Origin of the sequence: Vibrio injensis, from assembly GCF_001895205.1 — a bacterium.
In the GTDB taxonomy this organism is placed as follows: Bacteria; Pseudomonadota; Gammaproteobacteria; order Enterobacterales; family Vibrionaceae; genus Vibrio; species Vibrio injensis.
This window is the reverse complement of the sequence record NZ_BDJF01000006.1, coordinates 419,097-444,153: the sequence shown is the minus strand read 5'-3', so window position 1 is coordinate 444,153 and position 25,057 is coordinate 419,097. Positions and strand designations below refer to the sequence as shown.

The window sequence follows — 25,057 nt, the reverse complement described above, 5'->3', positions numbered from 1 at the left end:
CTTATAAGAAAGTGTGAGGAAAGCATTATTTTATTGTGGTTGAGATAAGTATAATCGCTTCGCTTTTTAGCTCTATTTTGCCACACGCCAACACCTAATTAACTTCTAACTTTATAAGGAAGCCATAAACTATGAGCCTGTTTATGAGCCTAATCGGTATGGTTGTCTTACTGGGAATTGCAGTATTACTATCATCAAACCGTAAAGCTATCAATATCAGAACCGTGGGTGGTGCTTTTGCTATCCAATTTTCCCTTGGCGCATTCATTTTGTATGTACCATGGGGTCAAGAACTCCTTCGTGGTCTCTCTGACGCAGTATCGAATGTTATCAACTATGGTAATAACGGTACTGAGTTTATGTTCGGTGGCCTAGTTTCTGGTAAAATGTTTGAGGTATTTGGTGGCGGGGGCTTCATCTTTGCTTTTCGCGTATTACCAACACTTATCTTCTTCTCTGCACTGATCTCTGTTCTGTACTACCTAGGCGTTATGCAATGGGTTATCCGAATTTTAGGTGGTGCGCTACAGAAAGCCTTAGGGACTTCTCGCGCAGAATCTATGTCAGCCGCTGCGAACATTTTCGTAGGTCAAACCGAAGCACCACTTGTGGTTCGTCCGTTTGTGCCTAAGATGACGCAATCTGAATTATTCGCGGTAATGTGTGGTGGTTTGGCTTCTATTGCTGGTGGTGTACTAGCGGGTTACGCATCAATGGGCGTGCCTATTGAGTACCTAGTTGCGGCATCATTCATGGCGGCACCAGGTGGTCTACTGTTTGCTAAAATCATCATGCCAGAAACCGATAAACCGGTTGATCAAATCGAAGGTATTGAAGCGGCGGAAGCTGATAAACCAGCAAACGTGATTGACGCTGCGGCAGGCGGTGCATCAGCAGGTTTACAATTAGCCCTTAACGTTGGTGCAATGTTGATCGCATTTATTGGTTTGATTGCTCTTATCAACGGTATGCTTGGCGGTATCGGTGGTTGGTTCGGTATGCCTGAGCTGACACTAGAGATGATTTTAGGTCTGATTTTCGCGCCTCTTGCATTCCTATTGGGTGTGCCATGGGCAGAAGCAACGATTGCTGGTGAGTTCATCGGTCTAAAAACCGTAGCTAACGAATTTGTGGCTTACTCTCAATTTGCACCTTACCTAAGTGAAGCCGCTCCTGTCGTGTTAACTGAGAAAACCAAAGCGATCATCTCTTTTGCATTGTGTGGTTTTGCTAACTTATCCTCGATTGCAATTTTGCTAGGTGGTTTGGGTAGCTTGGCTCCTTCACGCCGTGGTGATATCGCACGTATGGGTATTAAAGCTGTGATCGCTGGTACGCTATCTAACTTGATGGCAGCAACGATTGCTGGCCTATTCCTTTCTTTCTAATTTAGTAAAGAAAACGATATAGACGCCACTAAACACAACCCCGTAGCAAGAGATTGCTGCGGGGTTGTGTTGTTTTGCTGACCAAGAAACGTGCTTCCTTGTCTTTCACTCGATAAGGTTCGCTAAAACAGCTTAATCGCTAAATCATCCGTGATGGATAATAACGATTATTTTGAGATACAAACCGTTTGCTCTGAGTGTTGTGCTAGGGTTTTGTTGCGAAGAGTTATACTGTAGATCACAGCTTATTAGCCTTTATATGCCGCCAATATGGCGATAATGAAACGAGTGATGGATTCACAGTTTTTATTATCGAAAAGGGGCAGCAGAGCATCAGAGCGATCGGTTGTAATGAAAGTGTATTGTAGAACAACACACTGCTAACAAGTGATTGCTTGGGAGTTATTTTATACCGCAATCACAGACGGTTATGCCATGAAGCTTATTGGCATTGTGCGGTGACAGGGATAGCAATTGGTGGAAAACACCGAGTCTTCAAGGAACCAAGTCCGTTCATTTTGTGGCTAAGTTGAGTAATGTTTTACTCGTTAGTCAATGAATTGAATATATTGATCGGAGATAGAAATGAGCGATTTAAAAGCCGCAGCGCTACGCGCACTGAAACTGATGGATTTAACCACGCTAAATGATGATGATACGGACGCTAAAGTTATCCAGCTTTGTCATGATGCGAAAAGCCCGGTAGGAAATACGGCGGCGATCTGTATTTACCCACGTTTTATCCCTATTGCCAAGAAGACCCTTCGTGAGCAAGGCACTCCTGAGATTCGTATTGCGACAGTGACTAATTTCCCTCACGGTAATGATGATATAGAGATTGCGGTTGCTGAAACCAAAGCCGCGGTTGCTTATGGTGCCGATGAAGTTGATGTGGTATTCCCCTATCGCGCATTGATTGCTGGTAACGAGCAAGTTGGTTTTGAACTGGTTAAACAGTGTAAACAAGCGTGTGGTGATATTTTACTGAAAGTCATCATCGAAACGGGCGAATTAAAAGAAGAAGCGCTCATTAAGAAAGCGTCACAAATCAGTATTGAAGCTGGTGCCGATTTTATCAAAACGTCAACAGGTAAAGTGCCCGTTAATGCCACCCCTGAGTATGCTCGCATGATGCTAGAAGTGATTCGTGATATGGGTGTAGCGCAACAGGTAGGCTTTAAACCAGCGGGTGGCGTACGTACCGCAGAAGATGCCGCGCAATATTTAGCTATGGCGGATGACATTCTTGGCCAAGGTTGGGCTGACAGCCGTCATTATCGCTTTGGCGCTTCGAGCCTGTTAACTAACTTATTAAATACGTTAGAGGTCACTGATCAACAAGCTGATCCTACTGCTTATTAATCATTAACGAGCAAGTAAGTAGTGCTAAGCATTACTTACTTTGTTTTTCCCCTCGATAATTTCAGCATCTGCAAAGCACTAAGCAGAGGACTTTATACAACGAAGTGTGAGTCTAATTAACAATGGTGCTAACCATTACGGCATGTGATTTTAAAGAGGGCCTGAAAGATGAGCAAAAGCATTTAGGAGGCTTATATGTCTACATCTAATGTATTCCTACCACAAGAAATTATTCGTAGAAAACGCGACGGAGAAGTATTAACGCGCGATGAAATTTACTTTTTCATTCAAGGCGTTGCCGATAATACGGTTTCAGAAGGGCAAATCGCTGCCTTTGCGATGGCCATTTATTTTCAAGAAATGACCATGCCAGAGCGTATTGCACTGACTTGTGCTATGCGTGATTCAGGTATGGTTATCGATTGGGCACACATGAATTTTGATGGCCCGATTGTTGATAAACATTCCACTGGTGGCGTTGGTGATGTGACGTCATTAATGCTTGGCCCTATGGTGGCTGCATGTGGTGGTTATGTGCCGATGATCTCAGGGCGAGGTTTAGGCCACACTGGGGGCACGCTCGATAAATTAGAAGCCATCCCCGGCTATAACATTATGCCGAGTAATGAGCAGTTTGGTGAGGTAACCAAACACGCTGGCGTGGCGATCATCGGTCAAACGGGTAATCTAGCTCCAGCGGATAAGCGCGTTTATGCAACCCGTGATATCACCGCTACGGTGGATAATATCTCGTTAATTACAGCGTCAATTTTATCGAAAAAACTCGCTGCTGGTTTGGATGCCCTAGTGATGGACGTGAAAGTCGGTTCTGGCGCGTTTATGCCCACTTATCAAGCTTCTGAAGAGTTAGCCAAATCCATCGTCGCGGTAGCCAATGGTGCAGGAACGAATACGACCGCTATCTTAACGGATATGAACCAAGTACTGGCTTCATCGGCAGGTAATGCCTTAGAAGTTCGTGAAGCGGTTCGTTTCTTAACCGGTGAATATCGTAACCCGCGTTTACTCGAAGTGACCATGGCCTCGTGCATCGAGATGTTATTGTTAGCCAAATTAGCCAAAGATCCTCAAGAAGCGCGCACTAAGTTACAAGCCGTGCTTGATAATGGGCAAGCGGCAGAGCGATTTGGAAAAATGGTGGCAGGGCTCGGCGGCCCTAATGATTTTGTCGAAAATTACGATCGTTATCTAGCAAAAGCCGAGGTAATCAACCCCGTTTATGCACAGCAAACTGGCGTAGTTTCTGCCATGGATACGCGCGCGATTGGTATGGCAGTGGTGAGTATGGGCGGCGGACGCCGAGTGGCGACCGATACGATTGATTACGCTGTAGGTTTTGATCAATTCATTCGCTTAGGTGAAATCGCTGACAGCAATAAACCACTGGCGGTCATTCATGCCCGCAGTGAAGCTCAGTGGGAGACCGCTGCGAAAGCACTACAACAAGCCGTTAAGATTGGCGGCAATTATCAAGAAACTCCGGAAATCTATCGTCAAATTCGACCTGAAGATGTGTAACTCCGGCGAGGAAAAGTAATGAAAAGAGCATTTGTTTTAGTATTAGATTCATTCGGTATTGGTGCCGCTCCAGACGCTGAAAAATTTGGCGATGTTGGCGCTGATACATTAGGTCACATTGCCGAATATTGCCAACAAGGCAAAGCGGACAATGCGGATCGTCAAGGGCCTTTACGTTTACCCAACCTCTCTAAGTTAGGTCTAGCGATGGCGCACAAAGAAGCCAAAGGGCAATTTGCGCCAGGATTGGATCAGCAAGCTGATATTATTGGCGCTTACGGGCATGCCGCTGAGCTTTCTTCTGGTAAAGATACTCCATCAGGGCATTGGGAAATTGCTGGTGTGCCAGTGCTGTTTGAGTGGGGCTATTTCAGCGATAAGCAAAACAGTTTTCCAACTGAACTGACCGACCGCATTGTAAAGCGTGCTGGTTTGGATGGTTTTCTGGGCAATTGTCATGCCTCTGGTACTCAAGTTCTTGATGATTTGGGTGAAGAGCATATGGCAACAGGTAAGCCTATTTTTTATACCTCCGCAGATTCAGTATTTCAGATCGCTTGCCATGAAGAGACTTTTGGTTTGGATCGCCTGCTAGAGCTGTGCCAGATCGCTCGTGAAGAACTAGAAGGTTATAACATCGGCCGAGTGATCGCCCGTCCCTTTACTGGCCCAGGTAAAGGGCAATTTGCTCGCACCGGTAATCGCCGTGATTTATCTTTAGAGCCACCTGCAGCGACCGTATTGCAAAAACTGCTTGAAGAGCGACAAGGCGACGTGGTGTCGATTGGTAAAATAGCCGACATTTATGCCAACTGTGGTATCAGTAAAAAAGTGAAAGCCAACGGCATTCCCGCTTTGTTTGATGCGACGTTAGAGCAAATTGAACAGGCCGGTGATAATACGATTGTATTCACTAACTTTGTTGATTTTGATTCCGCTTATGGCCATCGCCGAGATGTAGCTGGTTACGCAGCAGCATTGGAATATTTTGATCAGCGTCTGCCTGAAATTCTAGAGCAGATGCAAGAACAAGATGTGCTGATTTTAACCGCGGATCACGGCTGTGATCCTACTTGGCCTGGTACCGATCATACCCGCGAATACATTCCGGTGATCGTCTATGGTAAAAAAGTCGCGCCGGGTAGCCTTGGCCGCCGTGAAACCTTTGCTGATATTGGTCAGAGTTTAGCGAGTTATTTTGCGACGTCACCGATGGATTATGGCAAATCATTTTTGTAATACTGAGCAGTGGCCGTTGAGGCCGCTGCGCTTATGGTTAGCTTGAATTTGGGTAGGCTAGCGATTTTTATTGTCTTGCTGGTGTTATGCCCGCAATTCAATGACTTTTATTAAGAGGAAAAGACATGGCAACTCCACATATTAATGCTCAACTGGGTGATTTCGCTGACGTTGTTTTAATGCCTGGTGACCCACTACGCGCGAAATACATTGCAGAGACTTTTTTGGATGATGTGGTTCAGGTGTGTGATGTGCGTAATATGTTCGGCTTTACGGGCAGCTACAAAGGTCGCAAAGTCTCAGTGATGGGCCACGGCATGGGTATTCCTTCATGCTCAATTTACGTCACTGAACTCATCAAAGATTACGGTGTGAAAAAGATCATTCGTGTCGGTAGCTGTGGTGCAGTAAATGAAGATATCAAATTGCGCGATGTGGTGATTGGTATGGGCGCATGCACGGATTCTAAAGTGAATCGTATCCGTTTTAAGGATCATGACTTTGCTGCTATTGCCGATTACAAGATGGTCAAAGCGGCAGAAGAAGCGGCAAAAGCGCGTGGCGTTGATGTTAAAGTCGGCAACTTGTTTTCTGCAGAGCTGTTTTATACGCCAGATCCAAGTATGTTTGATGTGATGGATAAATACGGCATTGTTGGCGTAGAGATGGAAGCGGCTGGTATCTATGGTGTGGCTGCTGAATATGGCGCAAAAGCATTGGCTATCTGTACGGTTTCTGACCACATTAAAACGGGTGAGCAAACCACTTCTGAAGAGCGCCAAAATACCTTTAATGAAATGATTGAAATTGCATTAGATTCCATCTTAATTGGTGATCAAGCAGGGTATTAATCTTTCATTATGACGCAGAACATATTGGTGATGCGATATGCTCAGTGTCGTTCGTCCCGATGAGTCCGGTTTATCTTTACTCATCGGGATGGATATCATTACTGATCCGGATCGTTTAATCGCTAAACGTGCTTAAGCAGCACATTTTCTACTTTCTGCTCTTTCGGTCTAAATTGACGACGCAACAAGAGAGTGATCAAAACCCCGCCAGTAAAGCTCATCAATAACATCAAATACATATATCGATCACTTTTTCGATAGTGGTGATCAGAAATTGCCGTTACTCGGCCCGTTTCAAAAGTTAAGCGAACAAAACCAATAATGTTGCCATCATGCAACACTGGCTCAACCAGTTGTTGGCGACCGATACTGGCTGTTTGTAGTGGCGTGTCGAGTCCTAATATTTCCCTCACACTTAATGCTTCATCACTTGCTGCTAACTTAACGCCTTCTGCATCATAGATTGTTGCATCGAATACCAAGCGTTCTTGAGCAAGTTGATTGGTGAGTGCCAGTAATCGTTCTTGATCTTGTTCTGCCAGCATCGTACTCGCAGACAGAGAGGCTTGATTGATTAATACTTTCGTTAAGGTTTCTAATTGATTGGCCTGAATACGCTCATTGCCTTTGCTGATCACGACACTATTTTGAATCGTAAACACTGACATGCCCATCAAGAGCACAACGGTTAAGCTGCGAACGACGACACGAAATGAAAACAGTGAGCTATCCATAGACAGTAAACCTAAAAAATGACATTTCGCTCATATTGAGACTTGCGTTTTTAAATTGCAATAGGGTAACGTCAGGGAATTATTGTTAAGGAAGCTAAACATGGATGCGGTAAAACCCCTCTCAATCAGAAAACATACGACGTTGCTGAATCGCTACCCAGAAACGCGAGAAAGTAGCGTTCTTGATAAGGCCAATGCTAATTGGATTATTTTTGCTCAGCCACTGACTCCCGCTCATTTTATCGATATTGAACAATGGAGTGGTCAAGAGTTAGCGATAGTCGATACATGGAAAGTTGGCCATTATGATGTCGCTTTAATGGCGGGAGAGCTCGATACGGTGCTAGAGCCTATTCTACAGCAATTACAGGTAGATTATGCCCGAATTGACGAAGTGCCTGATCTGTCTAAACCCGGCTTGATCGTCTTGGATATGGACTCCACAGCGATTCAAATTGAGTGTATAGATGAGATTGCTAAACTAGCGGGTGTGGGTGATGAGGTCGCTCAGGTAACGGAGCGAGCTATGCAAGGTGAGCTGGATTTCGAGCAGAGTTTACGCCAGCGAGTCGCGAAACTCAAAGGCGCAGATGCGGCAATCCTTGAAAAGGTACGTAACGATTTACCATTGATGCCTGAATTGCCGGAGTTACTCTCCACTCTACAAGCGATGGGTTGGAAAACCGCGATAGCGTCCGGTGGCTTTACCTATTTTTCGGATCACCTGCAGCAGTTATTATCGCTAGATTATGCGCAGTCCAATCAATTAGAAATTATTAATAACCAACTGAGTGGCGAAGTGAAGGGCGAGATCGTTGGCGCACAAACCAAAGCAGATATTGTACTAAAACTCGCTCAGCAGTTTGATATTGAATTGCATAATACTGTTGCGGTGGGTGATGGGGCGAATGACTTAGTGATGATGGATGTTGCTGGGTTAGGCATCGCCTATCATGCGAAACCTAAAGTAGAAGCAAAAGCGCAAACGGCGGTACGCTTTGCAAGTTTAGGCGGTGTATTGTGTATTCTTTCAGCGGGTCTGATCAAACAGCAAAAGATCAGTTGGAAAAGCCAGCCTTAAAGGCATGATGGGAATCTATTTTTTATTATGGGCGATAGATTCCCACTAACGCTTGGCGGAGAAACTGGGCACCCTGACTTAGTCTGTGAGTTCCAGCCGAGTGATAACCTCCTCGGTAATATCGGTTAATTCACAATAACCAACAATCGCACTGAGTTCTTTTTCTAAAGCTTTGGCATCGTTTAAGCTGACTAATAATAATTGGTTAAGATCTTCGCGCAGCAAGGTGGTCATCGGTTCGAAGACTGGTGAACTTGAAATACGTAACACGTAGAACTCCCCAGATTCTCTTGCTCTACGAATAAATTGAATGCGTTCTTTGATACCACTAAATTCACTTTTCAAACAAGATTCTACTGACTGGATACGGTCAGCAAACTTTACGACAGCAATGTAGATTTCATGATGCTGAGGCTCTGCGCCATCAATTCGTCTCATGGGAGAAGCGAGTAGGGTATTGGTGTGGTTTTTAAAGATAGCCTCAAGGGAGAAGCAACCATCTTGTCCCAGTTTAGCCAATAACATGAGGTGAGCGGGCAGTGGAAAATTAACGCCAATCACTCGTGGTCGTAAATTTGCTCCGGGTTTATCAACAAAAATGGGTGAGCCAACCATTTTATCTAACAACATATCGTGTAAGCCCTCTAACAGAGAAGGGCTGGGGAGTTGCTCTTTTTGTGGTAACAATTTGTCTTGGTTATGTTCGATAAGAGAATTAAAGAATGCAATGCTCTTGATAGTTGCAGAGGTTTCTTCAATTTTTAATTGTAAACGCCGTCCTTCAGGACTAATCCGAACGACTTGATAAGGCAAAGCATCCAAAGGTAACTTTTCATCGTAGCGTTTGAGATCAATAAAGTTTACCTGCAGTTTATCACCGGCCTTGAGTGCAACTGGTGCATTAAGAATCAGATTTAATCCACGTTTAGAGAGGTCAACACTCAAGCCCTCCCCTAATACTTGCTGCTGATCTTGTAGCTGTAAGGGGGTACGAAAGCGGTAGCGAAGTTCTTTACGTCGAGAGCAAGCATCAAAATACACGCCTAACGGTTGACCAATCACTTGACGACTATGACGAAAAGGATTTAATTCACTCCCCGGCAGAGCGGGTTTGGCTACCAGTAGATAATCTTGTGCTGAACTGATATCAGCAATTTCTTGTAAAATACCGCAGTGAGTAAGCTGATTGGAGTGCTCTAATAATTCTTCGGAATGGTTGGCTAACTCGGCTCGCTCCTCGGCTGATAATTCAAAAACCGATAAACGGAACGCTTTCCAGCTGTCTTTTTTGGCACCGATATGCCAGAAAAGCTTTCGTTGCTCTACTGAAGCTTCAGGCATGAACATCGAGAAAAACAACGTTTTATCCTGATACTCATGTTTAAACGAGTACAGAACATTACTGCAATTTCTCACCCCTGGTTGGGTGAGAAGAGCCATCCGTTCACTATTAAATAAGCTGCCCAAACTTTGCTGATTACGCTCATCATGCCAGTATTGCCAAATTGGGCGATTATTTTCTGTTAATAATACTAATTTCAGTTGGTTACCACTAAAAAATAGCGGTAAGTGACAGGTATGCTTGAGATAAACATGCTCATAACCACGGGTGCGAGCGCGAATGATTTTATCTTGGTTATCGTGACGATTCTTTTTAATATTACTGGCTAAAGATTCACTGATCACTTTGTCGATTAATGTTGTGTCCGTGAGACGTAATGCCCGCAAATATTTCACCGCATTGTTTTCATAAGAATCATCAATAGCCAGTATGCGATATTCAATCGGTTGATTTAAGCCTGGAATATCGAGCGATTTTTCCAGTTCAGTGAATTGTGCTTTAAAGGTTTGTCCTGATTTATAGTTAAATGCTGCGGGTACTTTAAACTTTGCTCCTGAAGGCGAGAGATCCAGTGTTACTGCATGAATGGCTTGATTATTAAGAGTGATCAATACTTGGCTATTTAGGCTGAGGCGATTTTCTTTGCGTTTTAAATCATAGCCCAGTTTAATGATCTCAGCTTGGAAGCTTTTGGAAGCTTTATTGGTTGCTTGGTCGGTTTTGCTGTTATCACGTTGGCTGATTCGCGCTTTATAAACGGTTTCCCAAACCCCTTCAGTATAACCAGAAAATTTTTTTACCCCTTTTTGATAGTCATTTAACGCAATATCATCTAACCAGTGTTTCAAACCGTCGATTTCATATTCTCGACATTCAGTCTCGACTCGGCTGCGCAAATCAATGATTTTTTTACACGGCGCCATCAGTCGATTGAGTTCCATTTTTATCAATAATTTAACAGAAGCAGGCTGCCCATCCGTGATCTGAGCAAGGATGAGTTCAAAGTCCGGAGAGCGATAGACCGGAATGAGTTTTTCAGTGAAAGAGAGAATGTCAGATTGCTGCATACTTTTCTGTTAAGGTTAGGTTCTTGAACAATATCGGCATCATGCAGTTAATCTTTAACGCTAACCGAAGTAAAATGTGGGTACTATTGTCTATTGTATTAAAACGGCAAAAGCGCCTAAATGACCATTTTTGATTAAGTATTGAGGATTCATGGTTAAAGCAAAGCGAGCCTATGTATGTAATGAGTGTGGAGCAGATTTTCCGCGCTGGCAAGGTCAATGTAATGCATGTGGGGCTTGGAACACCATTTCTGAAGTTCGTTTAGCCGCTTCTCCTCAAGTTGCGCGCCATGAGCGGTTATCTGGTTATGCGGGGAACTCGACGCAAACCAGTGTACAGACGTTGGCAGAAATCAATTTACAAGAAGTGCCTCGTTTTAGCAGTGGCTTTAAAGAGTTTGATCGAGTATTGGGTGGTGGCGTGGTGCCAGGTGCAGCCATACTGATTGGCGGCAGCCCTGGCGCTGGTAAATCGACGTTACTCTTACAGACCATGTGTTTACTTTCTGCGCAGATGCCAACTCTCTATGTCACGGGAGAAGAATCACTCCAACAAGTGGCGATGCGTGCCGCCCGTTTAGGGTTACCCAAAGAACACCTGAAAATGCTTTCCGAAACTAACGTTGATCGGATTTGCCAAATAGCTGAGCAAGAGCAGCCGAGAATTATGGTTATCGACTCGATTCAAGTTATGCACGTCGCCGATGTGCAATCCTCTCCGGGCAGTGTCGCTCAGGTTCGCGAATCGGCGACGGCCTTAACTCGCTATGCCAAACAAAATAATGTTGCGGTGTTTATCGTTGGTCATGTGACTAAAGACGGCACTCTTGCTGGCCCTAAAGTTCTAGAACATATTATTGACTGTTCGGTTTTACTTGATGGAGGAGCGGATAGTCGTTTTCGTACCCTTCGTAGTCATAAAAACCGTTTTGGTGCGGTAAACGAACTGGGCGTGTTTGCAATGACTGGGCAGGGATTAAAAGAGGTCAGTAACCCTTCTGCGATATTCCTGTCGCGTGGTGAAGAAGCGACCTCCGGCAGTTCGGTTATGGTGGTTTGGGAAGGTACCCGTCCGCTTTTAGTAGAAATTCAAGCCTTAGTCGATTATTCTCAGTTGGCAAATCCACGTCGTGTAGCGGTTGGTTTAGAGCAAAATAGGCTCTCTTTATTATTGGCTGTGTTGCATAAGCATGGTGGTTTGCAAATGGCTGACCAAGATGTGTTTGTTAACGTAGTGGGCGGCGTAAAAGTCACTGAGACTAGTGCTGATCTGGCACTATTAATGGCTCTACTGTCTAGCTTTCGTGATAAACCGTTACCCAAAGATGTGGTGGTTTTTGGTGAAGTGGGTTTAGCCGGAGAAATTCGTCCGGTACCAAGTGGACAAGAGCGTCTTAACGAGGCGCTTAAACATGGATTTAGTCGCGCAATTGTTCCGATTGCCAATATGCCAAAGGGGGGGATTGCTGGGATGCAAATCCATGGTGTTCGAAAACTTTCCGAAGCGATTGCCGCTTTTGATGAGCTGTGATGGCAAAGTGAATCGTGCATAGGTGTTTTTCGAAAGATTAGGTGTGATGAAACGGAAAATTTTATCGATATTTGCTCGCGTCTTGTGTGGGCATCACCTATATTTCATCAGCAACAGGTAGTCCTTGACTATTTTTTTTCAGCAAGCGATCGCAGGGGTATCAGTCTTGACAGATTATGCTATACTCTGCGCGCACTTTATACCTTATTAACAGAGTAAGACAATGGCAGATTTATCAAAATACAGAAATATTGGTATTTTCGCGCACGTTGATGCGGGTAAAACCACTACCACGGAGCGTATCCTTAAGCTGACTGGTAAAATCCATAAAATGGGCGACAGCCACGATGGTACTACAACCATGGACTTCATGGATCAAGAAGCTGAACGTGGTATCACAATCCAGTCTGCTGCGACTACCTGTTTCTGGAAAGACCACCGTTTTAACATCATCGATACTCCTGGGCACGTTGACTTTACAGTTGAAGTATACCGTTCTCTAAAAGTTCTTGACGGCGGTATCGGTGTATTCTGTGGTTCAGGCGGTGTTGAACCTCAATCAGAAACCAACTGGCGTTACGCGAACGACTCAGAAGTATCTCGTCTTATCTTCGTCAACAAGCTTGACCGCATGGGTGCAGACTTCTTCCGTGTTATTGGCCAAATCAAAAATGTACTTGGCGCTACACCACTAGTAATGACACTACCAATTGGTCGTGAAGATGAGTTCACTGGTGTTGTTGATGTACTGAGCCAAAAAGCGTACATCTGGGATGACTCAGGTCTGCCAGAGAACTACGAAGTAACAGATATCCCAGCTGATTTAGTTGACCAAGCGGAAGAATACCGTGAAATGTTGATTGAAGCGGCTGTTGAACAAGACGACGAGCTAATGATGGCTTATATGGAAGGTGAAGAGCCTTCTCTAGAAGACATCAAACGTTGTATCCGTAAAGGTACTCGTGATCTTGCTTTCTTCCCAACTTACTGTGGTTCAGCGTACAAAAACAAAGGCATGCAACTTATCCTTGATGCCGTTGTAGATTACCTACCAAACCCAACAGAAGTACATGCACAAGAGCTAACTGATCCAGATACTGGTGAAGCAACTGGCGAAGTGGCTAAAGTTTCTGTTGATGAACCATTCCGCGCTCTTGCATTTAAGATCATGGATGACCGTTTTGGTGCATTAACCTTCGTTCGTATTTACTCAGGTAAACTGAAGAAAGGCGACACCATTTTGAACAGTGCGACAGGTAAAACCGAGCGTATTGGCCGCATGGTAGAAATGCACGCTGATGACCGTAATGAAATCGACTCTGCGCAAGCGGGTGACATCATTGCTATCGTTGGTATGAAGAACGTGAAAACAGGTCATACTCTGTGTGATCCTAAACACGAATGTACTCTTGAGCCAATGATTTTCCCAATCCCAGTTATCTCTATCGCTGTTGCGCCTAAAGATAAAGGTGGTTCTGAGAAATTAGGTGTTGCACTTGGTAAAATGGTTTCTGAAGATCCATCATTCCAAGTTGAGTCAGACGAAGAGACTGGCGAAACTATCCTGAAAGGGATGGGTGAACTTCACCTAGATATCAAAGTAGATATCCTTAAGCGTACACACGGTATTGATCTTATTGTTGGTGCTCCTCAAGTTGCTTACCGTGAAACGATCACGAAAGCTGTTGAAGATAGCTACACGCATAAGAAACAGTCTGGTGGTTCTGGTCAGTTTGGTAAGATCGATTACCGTATCAAACCAGGCGAGCCAAACTCAGGCTTCAAATTCACTTCAACTGTTGTTGGTGGTAACGTTCCTAAGGAATTCTGGCCAGCGATTGAGAAAGGTTTTGCAGGTATGATGCAAGAAGGTGTTCTTGCTGGCTTCCCAACCTTAGACGTTGAAGTTGAACTTTTTGATGGTGGTTTCCACGCCGTTGACTCATCTGCAATCGCATTTGAAATCGCAGCGAAAGGTGCATTCCGTCAATCAATGCCTAAAGCGGGCCCACAACTTCTTGAGCCAATCATGAAAGTTGACGTGTTCACTCCAGACGATCACGTTGGTGATGTTATCGGTGACTTGAACCGTCGTCGTGGTATGATCAAAGACCAAGAAGCTGGTGTGACTGGTGTTCGTGTTAAAGCGGATATCCCACTATCTGAAATGTTTGGTTATATCGGTTCTCTACGTACAATGACATCTGGTCGTGGTCAGTTCTCTATGGAGTTCTCACACTATGCACCATGTCCAGCTAACGTAGCAGAAACCGTTATTGCTGAAGCTAAAGCGAAAAAAGAGAAGAAATAATTCTTCATTTTAAGCGCTAAAAACGCCCCGAACAGTGAAAACTGATCGGGGCGTTTTGTTTATGGTTTTTGTATTATAAAGGGTAAGGAATAAGTGAAGAATTAGAATACCCCCAACCATAACTAATGGCGCTGGGGGCAAAGTCTTCAGTGATAAGATTGGGGATTAGGAGCTCTTATTTTCCTTTTTCACTTACCTAAAAGGGAAGAAATCGTGATTACTCTTCCCAAACCACGAGTTGGTCTTTAGGCCAGTTCTGGCCCATATCATGATATTTTTGCTCTAAGACATGACGTTTAATTTTCAATGTTGGGGTAAGAATACCATTATCGATACTCCACGGATCTTTGATCATCAATACGCCTTTTATCTGCTCATGAGATTCGAGTTGAGTATTCATTTTTTCGATAACGCGTTTCGTCGTGCGCTCATACCGCTCTCGATCAAAATCAGAGAAATTATGCGGTACAACCAAAAGTATCGGCGCTGGTAGCCCTAAGCCAATTAAACACAGCATCTCTACTCGACTGTATTCATAAAGTTTTTTCTCAATGGGGACGGGAGAAACGAACTTACCTTTGGCTGTTTTAAACGTATCTTTGATTCGTCCTTGGATCGTCAGATAACCATCAGAGTCAATTGAACCTAAGTCTCCGGTGTGTAACCAACCTTGAGCATCAAAGGCTTCTTTGGAAGCAATGTCATTTTTGTAGTAACCAGAAAATACCCCTTTACTATGAACGAGTATCTCACCGTCATCGGTAATTTTTAAGCGAACTCCTGGCCCAGCATGGCCAACCGTTCCTATCTTATCGGCTCGGAAGGGGTAATTGATCGTACTGTAGGCAAATGATTCGGTCATTCCCCATGCTTCAGTAATATTTAAGCCAAGGCTGTGATACCACTCTAACAAGGCAGGTGAGACCGGTGCAGAGCCACAACCCAGTACTCGTGCTTTATCCAGCCCTAAACCATCCGCTAATTTGCGTTTGATTAAGCTATTTATAAAGGGAATCTTGAGCAAAATATTCAGCTTTTTCTGCGGAAGTTTGTCTTGAATACGTTGTTGGAACAACGTCCAGAGCCTTGGAACAGAGATAAACAACGTTGGGCGATGCATTTTCACATCTTCAATAAAAGTATCCAACGATTCAGGAAAAGCGGTTAAAACACCGCCTTGAATAGAGGTGCCAAGAATGTAAACACGTTCTGTGATGTGTGCGAGAGGCAAATAAGAAAACAGGCGATCATCTTTTTGAATACCGATTTGGGCGATCAATTGTTGCACTGCCCAAGCAAAAGCACCGTAGGTTAGCATTGCACCTTTTGGTACGCCCGAGGTCCCAGAGGTATAAACTATCGACATCAGTTTTTCATCATAATGTTCAGGCCGCTCTTCACTGGGTGGATACTGAGCAATCAAGTCTAAATATTGATGCTGGCACGCTGGTGCTGAAGTGTATGGTAGAGCAATGCTGATCAGCTCTGGCATTTTAGCTAAAACTTGGGCGGTAGCCTTACCATCGTCTAATTTACCGACAATGACTATTTTACTTTCACTATGGCTAGTACAATATTCAATCGTATCAGCACTCGCCGTTGGGAAAATGGGCACACTAACATAGTCACCGAGCATGATTGCTAAATCACATATGAACCACTCAGCGCAGTTTTTTGATATAAGCGCCACTTTATCACCAGGTTCTGCACCTAGGGCACGTAGTGCTGAAACGAGACGTAGCGCTTGATCAGCGACTTGAGCGAAGGTGTATTCAACAAACTGCCGATTAATAATTTGTTTCAAGTAAACTTCGTTAGGACGAGTTTGTGCCCAAGTTAAGATCATTTCATTAGGGGGCGGGAGAGCACACTTAGTTTGACTTGGATTTGTTAACGGATTCATTCTCTAACTCCATGTATGAGGCAATGGCTATTCTATTTATGTTAAAATTTTGTAAATAGTAGCATGGCTATTGGAGTTATGAAGGTTAATTAACTCACATTTGTTAATGGCAACAGAGTGATACCTCACAAAAATTACTCAAATTAAGAAGCTGGGGATTCTCTATCTTTCGGATCGAGTTCTGGATAAGTCTCGCTAACCCGCTTTAAATAATCTTGATGATAACGCAGCGCGTTAACGCAGTGTTTATCTAGCTTACCGGATACAACCATTTTTTCTAGTTCCAACAAGGCAAATGGAACAGACCAAGCTTGTTTGTAGGGGCGATGACTCGTTAGTGCATCGAAAATATTTGCGACAGCAATAATACGAGCGGAGATAGGAATGGCTTCTTGTGTTAAGCCATAAGGATAACCACTGCCATCAAGAAACTCATGATGGTAGGCAACAATCTCTTTGAGTACGGCGATACTTGGATGTTCTGGAGCACCAATATCATCAATAATATCATTGATGATCTCAATACCTTTTTCGATATGTTGATTGAGTTGCTGTCTTTCATCCTGACCGAGTGAACAAGGTTTATTCAGTAATTCTGCTGGAATGGCCAGTTTGCCAATATCATGGCATTTAGAAAACTGGCTGATATTTTCTATTACCTCATCATCCAATTGGTAGACCGCTGCTACTTCTAGAGCTATGACACGCGCATAGCGGCTAATACGCTCTTTATGTTCTTTTGAATCTAACCAGTGTTCAGGCGATTTAGCATTAATGGCTTTGGTTGCATTGAGTAGCGATTGAACCAAATCGTATTCTGAGCTGACGACAAAACGTACAATATCGATAAACGATTTGAGTTGTGCGTATTTTTCTGGGCTAAAGGTATTTTTTTGTTTTGAATTTAAAAAAATAAAACCAATGAAGGTTTGATCATGGTAAACCGGTAAGGTCATTGATGATTGAAAACCTTGTTCAAATAACCATTGGCTATGCGGAGTGGTATGATTAACTTCGACTGAAATATCATTGAGATAGCGAACTTCACCAGATTGTGAACACGCTTTTAAACTTGGCAGATTATCGAGCGAGAGTGAGTAATGGAGTAGCTCACTCCCTTGATTATCACTATGAGCATAAGTTTTTAACTCGTTGCTCTCTTCATCGAATAGAGCGAAAGAGATACGAGCGATATTTGGCTCGACCGTTAGCATCCGTTGATGGATATCGGTTAACTGTTGGTTGAGTGTGCCCACTTTAGCAAAGAAGCTAGGCTTTTCTCCTTCATGGTGCGTGTTCATGCGCCCTCCTTGCGGTGGTGTCATCATCGTCTCTAGTAAGTCTAGGCGATCCCTTAGAATTCACCTTGTTTGATGTGCAAAAAATTGCTTCATTTTGTCACAAAAAGAAGCGAATAAGCGCAGTTGTCAGGTAGAACATGACTAATCCAAGAATTGGCCATTTCATGATTTTAAGTAACCATAAACCAATCAGTATTAATGCGACGTCCACAACGTTGAATACAGCACTGATAAACACCGGTTGATAAAGAGCAGCGAGTAATAATCCGACTACGGATGCGTTGACTCCGGTGAGAGCGCCTGAAACGGAGGGAAGACTAGCAAGATTTTGCCAGTGTTTGAGTACGCCTAAAAGCAGTAAAAATCCCGGTAAAAAGACACCGATGGTCGCGATGATGGCACCAGTGGCAGGCGATGCGGGTAGCAAGTAGTAACCCAGATACGTTGCCAGTGTAAACATTGGGCCGGGTACTGCTTGAGCGGCGGCATAACCAGCCAGAAAAATATCGCTGCTTATTTGATCGGCTAACAAATTTTGCAGCAGAGGCATGACGACATGACCACCGCCAAATACCAAGCTACCAGCATGAAAAAACTGTTCGAATAAGATTAAACTCGCACTTGAGCTGACTAGCCATGGTAGGCCAAATAAAATCGCTACAAATAAAACTAAAGGCCACCACGTTGGGTGAAATGGAGTGAGAGTGGCTGTCAGATGAGGCTTCTTTAGCCAGACGATACCGATGATGGCCGCCAGAATGATGACCAATATTTGCGGTAAAATACCGGGAAAACACAACAAAATAACGGCACTTAACAGCCCCAAGCTGGCGGTGGTTTTTGTTCGGCAAAAGTTTTGATACATTCCCCATGTTGCTTCGGCAACGACTACGACAGCGAGCAGTTTTAATCCATGGATCAGTAGCGCATATTGTGATGTATCAAGCCAATGACGACTGAAAGTGGCGAGTAAAACCATGATCATGATTGACGGGAGAGTAAAGCCAATAAAGGCTAAACCAGCGCCCAGTAATCCGCCTCTCTGATAGCCGATGGCGAAGCCAACTTGACTTGAACCTGGGCCGGGTAAAAACTGACTTAAAGCGACGATCTGTCCATATTGTTGATCGCTCATCCACTTCAATTTTTCAACAAACGTGTGTCGAAAGTAGCCAATATGCGCTGCTGGGCCGCCAAAACTTATCCAACCGAGCGTAAAAAATCGTATGAATATTTCCCACATCTTGTTCATCGTCCCAATCGCGAATTGAATATTTAACGAACCTGAGCAATCAGTTGATCGATGTGTTCAAGGTCAGTGGCGTTAACTCCAGCTAAGTTGCCATATTTAGGCATGGACCGATCATTTTCCCATGGCGCTTGCCAGCCTAAGGTATGGTCGACAAAATGGCGAGCAAACGCTTCAGAAACTTCCAAACACCCGGAGAGAACAGTATCAACGTAAGTTTGGACAATCGGACTGCGTGGACAAGGGGGTTGATATTGTTCGGTGACATAGACCCAAATCTCTTGATCGGTTTTAAGAGGATGCTGACAGTCTATTTGTTGATGAGAAAGTGCAATTCGTTGATATCCTCGCTCTCGGCGATCAAATTCAGCCAATTCAGTCTCATCGACTTCGAGTAGTACGCCATTCACTTGTCCTTGTCCTGGGTTGACCACTAAAGGTGAAAGCAAATAGCTATCATCCACTTTTCCCCAATAACGCACTAAACCATGAACAATCGCTGGAATTGCTTGTCCTGTCTGGCCTGTCAGTTGACGTGAAGCTGAGTTCATTAAGCTTCCGTAACCGAAAATATACATAGTGACTTCCTACTTAATGAGTTAAAAAACGCAAACGGCGCAGTATCCAAAATTCCATCACAAAAATAGCAAGTAAGCCAGCACAAAAGACCCCAAAAGCGATAGGAGAGTCAGTACCGGGTATACCACCGACATTGACACCAAGTAAGCCAGTCAGGAACGTCGCGGGTAGAAAAATTGCCGTAATGACTGAAAATAAGTAAGTGTTTTGATTCATTTTTTCTGCATGATATTGGCGTAATTCTCCTTTGATAATATCCAACTCACTCAGAAAAAAATCTAAGGTTTCATTAATCCGAGTAATGGTATTGACGCTATGGCGTAAATTCAATTGTTTGCTTTTGGCTATCGCTATTTGACCGGTTTGATAATCTTCAAGGGCATATTGTTGAGGTTTTATAAATCGCTTAATTTTTAGCAGCGCTTTATGAGTTTGGATTAATTGCTCACTCAGTTCGGTTTCACTTTCAAATTGAGCAATTTTGGTTTCCACCGTATCGAGATAATCATCAATATTTTTGCTCAGTCCATCAATGATGGCGAGTATTACCTCAGCAAGATTTTTCGGTCCATTACCTTGTTGTAGTGCTTGGCTAATTAAATTAATGGTTTTTGAAGATATCTTACGGCTGGTAATCAAGGCGCCATGATAATAGAGAATTCGTACGCTGAGCATGTCAGAAGGGTCGGCATTATCATTCAAATTAACCCCTCGTAGAATGAGTAGAAAACGTTGTTCGTCGTACTGTTCAAATAGAGGTCGAGTATCTTCGGCGAGTAAACTATCGATGATAGAAAGAGGAATAGCATTATCGATTAGCCATTCACGCAACCCAGCTTTATCTCGTTGGCAGTGGTACCAGTGGTCCGCTTCAATTTTTTGAGGATGCAGAGAAAGTTGTATCGTAGGAGTCGTGGCAAAAGACCAATGATCGAGAAGAAAATCCATTGAGAATCCTTGTCCTTGATAAAATAAACCCAAGTGATGAGTTATCAACATCACTTGGGGATGTTGTTAATCGAATCAGAATAAACTAAAAACCACGCATCTGAATACGGCGTAAGAACTCTGTCATGATACGATCGTAGAGCAGATCGCCGAGAATCGCATCTTCAACTTGATGATCAATACTCGGGTTATCATTGACTTCAATCACATAAACCTGTCCATCGATCTCTTTAAGATCGACGCCATACAGACCACTACCGATCAAGTTTGCTGCTTTTACGGCGACATCCACCACCGATTTAGGCACCTGCTTTAAATCGAAGGTTTCAAATCCACCCGATGAGACTCGGCCACTGCTGTGGTGCTGATAAATTTGCCAGTGTCCACGACTCATCATGTATTTACAGGCATAAATCGCTTGGCGGTTCATTACACCAATTCGCCAATCAAAATCCGTCGGCATAAAAGCTTGAGCTAAGATAAGCGCACTTTTGCTAAATAACGCATTGGCTTCTTTTTCAAGCTCTTGCTCATTACGAACTTTAACCACACCGCGAGAAAAGGCACCATCGGGAATTTTTAGTACCATAGGGAAATCCAGTTGTCCCATTAAGTAGTTTTTCCAATCGTTATCAAACCCTTGTACGATAACACTCTTCGGCGCAGGAACTTTATTGCGTTGTAATAACTCGGTCAAAAATACCTTATTGGTGCATTTCATGATCGATTCTGAATCATCCATCACGATCAGCCCCATTTTTTCCGCTGTTTTCGCAAAACGATAGGTATAGTTACTGATATTGGTGGTGGCGCGAATGAATAGGCCATCAAATTCGCCCAAACGCGACAAATCATCAGGGGAGATCAACTCTAAGTTCATGCCTAATCGGTTGGCGGCGCGGCGAAAACGCTTCAATGCAGAAGGATCGGAAGGCGGCATTTTCTCCTCTTCATCGACCAACATCGCGATATCGTAGCGATACTTCTTCTCCTGTTTCGGTCTGCGCCAGATTTTACTTGAGAACAGCTCTAATGACTCAATGAAGAAATCTTGCTCACTGTCTTGCAGATCTTGAAAAGGGAATGGTGCAATGCTGTGAATTTGCCATTGCCCCTGAATTTTGGTCATTTTTAGTTCAATCACTGGCACCATAAACTGTTCGAACAGGCGCTGAGCCAGTTTGTCTAACCCTGTTTCTGGTGTGCGTCCAAAGTAGATTTTACAGTGGATAGCGTCGATGTTTTTGCACAGCTTGTTAAGTTTTAAAAGCCCTGAAGACAGTAAAAACGGTTGGTTAATATCGTTAATTGCCATCACACGCGGGATCACTCGATGTCCACGGGCTTCGGCTAACAGAGAGCAGTAATATCCCGTACTCATGTAATCATAATCGCGACAAAGGTTCACCACCTGTACGCTGCGCTGTGAGGCTTTCCAGTCAGCATCTAAATATTGATCAACGCTGACGACTTGTTCTGAAGGGAAATACTGTTGCCAGTCACTGGCCTGATCGGTCACGATTAAAAGGTTTGCCATCGCTATATTCTTCCTAAATCAATAGGTCTATTATTGAGTCACAATCTTGCCAACCACTCTTTTCATCCTGTAAGGACGTCGTATGGACTTTCGTCTTGCGAAAAGTACTGATCTCGCTGCGCTTAATGCGTTAGAACAACAGCTGTTTGATGGAGATAAAATTTCTCCTCGTCAAATGAAGCGTTTTTTACATTCTAGCCATTCGGTGATTTTTGTCGCCGATTCCGGAACGGAGTTAGCTGGATATGCATTGCTACTATTTCATCAAGGTACACAGCTCTCAAGGTTGTATTCGATTGCCGTTAAACCTGATTTCAGAGGACGGAGGATTGCTCAAACGTTAGTTGAACAATGCGAGCGTGCTGCTCTTGATCAAGGTTTCACTACATTACGGCTAGAAGTTCGTGAAGACAATATAGCAGCAATAAAATTATATGAAAAAATGGGTTATCGCACTTTGAAGTGTTTGATCCATTATTACGACGATTTATGTGATGGTCGTCGGATGCAAAAACGTTTGACCCCTCATGGACCTAAAGTTTTGCTGCCGATGCCCCTTTATGTACAAACCACACCGTTCACCTGTGGTGCCGCTTGCTTATTGATGAGTTTCTCTTGCTTGCGACCCTCTTTTGAACTGAGCCGCACCCAAGAGCTTCAGTTGTGGCGAGAAGCGACGACGATTTTCATGGCGGCGGGGCACGGTGGCTGTAGTGGACAAGGTTTAGCGTTAGCGGCGGCAAAACGTGGTTTCCATGTTGAGTTATGGAGTCAATCACAAAGTACCCCTTTCATTGATAGTGTTCGAGACCTCAATAAAAAGCAGGTGATTGAGTTAGTGCATCTGGATTTTTGTGAGCAATTAGCTCATCAAGATGTGGCGATGATCGATGCTCCACCCACTCAGGAGCAGCTTGAAGCGTGGGTGACACAAGGGGCTTGCGTACTGTTATTGATCAGTACCTATCGATTTGATGGTAAAAAAGAACCTCACTGGATCATTTTAAGTGGTATGAGTGAAAAGTTTTTCTTTTTCCACGATCCTCATGCGGAATCTGAACAGCATGCGATGGCTTCAGCATATGTTCCCGTCGGTAAAAAAGCCCTATCGCAGATCATCGGTTTTGGTAAGCAAAAGCAAACCGCTTGTGTGGTGATTAGCCCAGCCAATGTTGCTGGTTAATTCGGCTCATCAGCGAACAAAATATAGAACAATAACAAAGGCCAGCGATCTGCTGGCCTTTGTTTTGATCATCGAACGGGTTAAGCCGTTGAACTCATTGGATGAAACTCAGTTATTGCTATGCAACTCACTGTTTAGCTCAACCGCTGACTTATTGGCTAAACACTCGATTTGACCGGTGATCGAATTGCGGCGGAATAACAGGTCGGAGACACCAGCGAGTTCGCGTGCTTTGATGATCTCAACTTCTTGACCTTGGTTATCGAGCATGCGGACTTTAGTACCAGCAGTCACGTACAGACCGGATTCTACCGTGCAGCGATCGCCAAGTGGGAAACCAAGACCAGCGTTGGCGCCAAGTAGTGAGTTTTCCCCAATTGAAACCACCACTTTGCCGCCGCCAGATAAGGTGCCCATGATTGACGCACCACCACCAATATCAGAACCATTGCCGACAACAACCCCAGCGGAAATTCGTCCTTCCACCATGCTGACGCCTGTGGTGCCCGCATTAAAGTTGATAAAGCCTTCATGCATAACGGTGGTCCCTTCGCCAACGTGTGCGCCAAGGCGAACGCGAGCCGTATCAGCAATGCGCACACCGGTTGGGACAATGTAATCAACCATTTTCGGAAACTTATCGACACAATCGACGCTTAATTGACGTCCGGCAAGGCGAGCTTCGATTTGACGCTCGGCAAGCTCTGGTAAATCAATTGGCCCCTCATTGGTCCAAGCAATATTATGTAATAGACCAAAAATGCCATCCAGTACCGTGCCGTGTGGTTGCACAAGGCGATGAGAGATAAGCTGTAGTTTTAAAAAGCCTTCAGCGATTGAGCTTGGTTGTTCATCGGTCGCGAGGATCACCAAAATCAGCGGTTGAGTCGATAACGCGGCTTTACTGGCAAAAGCGGCATTGTCTGTTTGAGCATGGCTAGCAAAGGCATGAGCCAGTTGACCGCATTGCTCAGGTAAGATCTCAAGCACTTGATTACCCGATTGATAATTGCAAATACCAGCCAATACTTTGATTAAATCATCACTTGGATTTAGAACTGGATGAGGGAAAAATGCCTCAATGATTTTTCCGTCACGATTGAGTGTGGCCGTACCAAAGCCTAGGGCAAAATTCGCCATATAAGTTCTCCATTGATTGTATTTATTGTGCGGTCAGAGGCCGCAAGCTGAAAGCTATCTTAAAGAGAGTTCAGCTTGGAAGAAAGGGCTAACCGTTTATCCGTCTATTCAACGATACCGTCTGTCTTTATAACGATAGATGCTCTTACTAGGATAAAAAAACCGCTGCAAGCAGCGGTTCGGATCCGTTAAGCAGCATCATCAACCGAGTCATCACTCTCGACCGCTTTGGGTTTTTTCGGTGGCGTCGGTTTACGTTTGGCACCGAGCGCGACCAGCACGTCTTCTTTGTTCTGCGCTAAGAACATCGCTAACTCTTCTTGCTTACTTTCATCTTCAATCAGAGCGCTTTTACCCAATAATTCGAACAGCTCATCTGCCATATCGAGCATTTTGTCATAAGCATCAGCTTCGGCTTTCGAGGTAAAAGTCATTTTCTCTTCTCCGTTGCGCTCCACCACGTACTTAACGATGACGGCCATGGTTCATCCTCTATGTTGTGCTAAATAATTACTGGCTTTTTATACAGTTTTTATTCAATAAAGTCTAGATTAAGCCATCAAACTGAGAGGCTAAACGAATATATACCCTTCCTACTTGAAGCTGTAGGAGTGTTGGCTACGTTCGTTCGCCCCAATCATATAGTTTATCTATGCTCATGGGGACTAACTCACTTGCTGCCTACCTGCAACTCCAAGTTGTTTGGGTATAGAGTGCTTTTCAATTTAGCTGGTTTTCACTACGCTTCTTATCGTTCGGTTGAATTGACGAT

Annotated in this window: 19 protein-coding genes; 9 read left to right on the top strand and 10 right to left on the bottom strand. The window is 44.1% G+C overall.

Features of this window, described 5'->3' with window-relative positions; genetic code table 11:
• Window positions 1-131 precede the first annotated feature (131 nt).
• From BSR11_RS02075 to deoD, 5 genes are all read left to right on the top strand, one after another.
• Window positions 132-1,388, top strand: coding sequence for a NupC/NupG family nucleoside CNT transporter (locus tag BSR11_RS02075; protein ID WP_072668843.1), 1,257 nt, complete (start codon window positions 132-134; stop codon window positions 1,386-1,388).
• 585 nt (window positions 1,389-1,973) lie between these two features.
• Entirely contained in the window at window positions 1,974-2,750 is a 777-nt protein-coding gene (deoC, locus tag BSR11_RS02070) for a deoxyribose-phosphate aldolase (RefSeq protein ID WP_072668842.1), read from the top strand.
• Between the two features lie 195 nt (window positions 2,751-2,945).
• Complete coding sequence (gene deoA / locus BSR11_RS02065) at window positions 2,946-4,289, top strand: thymidine phosphorylase (RefSeq protein WP_072668841.1); 1,344 nt, start codon at window positions 2,946-2,948, stop codon at window positions 4,287-4,289.
• A gap of 18 nt (window positions 4,290-4,307) precedes the next feature.
• Entirely contained in the window at window positions 4,308-5,528 is a 1,221-nt protein-coding gene (locus tag BSR11_RS02060; protein WP_072668840.1) for a phosphopentomutase, read from the top strand.
• A gap of 125 nt (window positions 5,529-5,653) precedes the next feature.
• The gene (gene deoD / locus BSR11_RS02055; protein ID WP_072668839.1) at window positions 5,654-6,379 is read left to right on the top strand and encodes a purine-nucleoside phosphorylase; all 726 of its coding nucleotides are present in this window, start codon (window positions 5,654-5,656) and stop codon (window positions 6,377-6,379) included.
• A gap of 122 nt (window positions 6,380-6,501) precedes the next feature.
• On the opposite strand, the gene BSR11_RS02050 is transcribed toward deoD, so the two are convergent.
• Complete coding sequence (locus tag BSR11_RS02050) at window positions 6,502-7,113, bottom strand: YtjB family periplasmic protein (protein WP_072668838.1); 612 nt, start codon at window positions 7,111-7,113, stop codon at window positions 6,502-6,504.
• A 100-nt stretch (window positions 7,114-7,213) separates the two neighbouring features.
• On the opposite strand from BSR11_RS02050, the gene serB reads away from it, so the two are divergent.
• The gene (gene serB, locus BSR11_RS02045; protein WP_072668837.1) at window positions 7,214-8,194 is read left to right on the top strand and encodes a phosphoserine phosphatase; all 981 of its coding nucleotides are present in this window, start codon (window positions 7,214-7,216) and stop codon (window positions 8,192-8,194) included.
• Window positions 8,195-8,272: 78 nt separating this feature from the next.
• Here the strand turns inward: serB and BSR11_RS02040 are convergent, their stop codons facing one another.
• The gene (locus BSR11_RS02040) at window positions 8,273-10,603 is read right to left on the bottom strand and encodes a PilZ domain-containing protein (RefSeq protein WP_072668836.1); all 2,331 of its coding nucleotides are present in this window, start codon (window positions 10,601-10,603) and stop codon (window positions 8,273-8,275) included.
• Window positions 10,604-10,754: 151 nt separating this feature from the next.
• Between BSR11_RS02040 and radA the strand changes: the two genes are divergently transcribed.
• Both radA and fusA read left to right on the top strand, forming a co-directional pair.
• On the top strand, window positions 10,755-12,134 hold the full coding sequence (radA, locus tag BSR11_RS02035) for a DNA repair protein RadA (RefSeq protein WP_072668835.1): 1,380 nt from the start codon (window positions 10,755-10,757) through the stop codon (window positions 12,132-12,134).
• A gap of 223 nt (window positions 12,135-12,357) precedes the next feature.
• The gene (gene fusA / locus BSR11_RS02030; RefSeq protein WP_072668834.1) at window positions 12,358-14,445 is read left to right on the top strand and encodes an elongation factor G; all 2,088 of its coding nucleotides are present in this window, start codon (window positions 12,358-12,360) and stop codon (window positions 14,443-14,445) included.
• Between the two features lie 217 nt (window positions 14,446-14,662).
• Here the strand turns inward: fusA and BSR11_RS02025 are convergent, their stop codons facing one another.
• The 6 genes from BSR11_RS02025 to BSR11_RS02000 all read right to left on the bottom strand — a co-directional run bounded on the left by BSR11_RS02025 (window position 14,663) and on the right by BSR11_RS02000 (window position 21,962).
• Window positions 14,663-16,348, bottom strand: coding sequence for an AMP-binding protein (locus BSR11_RS02025; RefSeq protein ID WP_072668833.1), 1,686 nt, complete (start codon window positions 16,346-16,348; stop codon window positions 14,663-14,665).
• 143 nt (window positions 16,349-16,491) lie between these two features.
• Window positions 16,492-17,649 (bottom strand): HD domain-containing phosphohydrolase, encoded by a 1,158-nt coding sequence (locus tag BSR11_RS02020; protein ID WP_072668832.1) that lies wholly within the window; start codon window positions 17,647-17,649, stop codon window positions 16,492-16,494.
• Between the two features lie 97 nt (window positions 17,650-17,746).
• A complete protein-coding gene (gene chrA, locus BSR11_RS02015; protein ID WP_072668831.1) occupies window positions 17,747-18,892 on the bottom strand; it encodes a chromate efflux transporter in 1,146 nt (381 codons plus the stop codon).
• Window positions 18,893-18,924: 32 nt separating this feature from the next.
• The gene (locus BSR11_RS02010) at window positions 18,925-19,476 is read right to left on the bottom strand and encodes a gamma-glutamylcyclotransferase family protein (protein WP_072668830.1); all 552 of its coding nucleotides are present in this window, start codon (window positions 19,474-19,476) and stop codon (window positions 18,925-18,927) included.
• Window positions 19,477-19,489: 13 nt separating this feature from the next.
• A complete protein-coding gene (locus tag BSR11_RS02005; protein ID WP_072668829.1) occupies window positions 19,490-20,425 on the bottom strand; it encodes a zinc transporter ZntB in 936 nt (311 codons plus the stop codon).
• Window positions 20,426-20,510: 85 nt separating this feature from the next.
• Window positions 20,511-21,962 (bottom strand): RimK family ATP-grasp domain-containing protein, encoded by a 1,452-nt coding sequence (locus tag BSR11_RS02000; protein ID WP_072668828.1) that lies wholly within the window; start codon window positions 21,960-21,962, stop codon window positions 20,511-20,513.
• A gap of 82 nt (window positions 21,963-22,044) precedes the next feature.
• On the opposite strand from BSR11_RS02000, the gene BSR11_RS01995 reads away from it, so the two are divergent.
• Window positions 22,045-23,145 carry a GNAT family N-acetyltransferase/peptidase C39 family protein gene (locus BSR11_RS01995; RefSeq protein ID WP_072668827.1) on the top strand — a complete coding sequence of 367 codons (1,101 nt, stop codon included), beginning with the start codon at window positions 22,045-22,047 and terminating at the stop codon, window positions 23,143-23,145.
• A gap of 108 nt (window positions 23,146-23,253) precedes the next feature.
• On the opposite strand, the gene dapD is transcribed toward BSR11_RS01995, so the two are convergent.
• Together dapD and BSR11_RS01985 are read right to left on the bottom strand one after the other, a co-directional pair.
• Entirely contained in the window at window positions 23,254-24,285 is a 1,032-nt protein-coding gene (dapD, locus tag BSR11_RS01990; protein ID WP_072668826.1) for a 2,3,4,5-tetrahydropyridine-2,6-dicarboxylate N-succinyltransferase, read from the bottom strand.
• A 188-nt stretch (window positions 24,286-24,473) separates the two neighbouring features.
• Entirely contained in the window at window positions 24,474-24,767 is a 294-nt protein-coding gene (locus BSR11_RS01985) for a YebG family protein (protein WP_072668825.1), read from the bottom strand.
• Window positions 24,768-25,057: the final 290 nt, after the last annotated feature.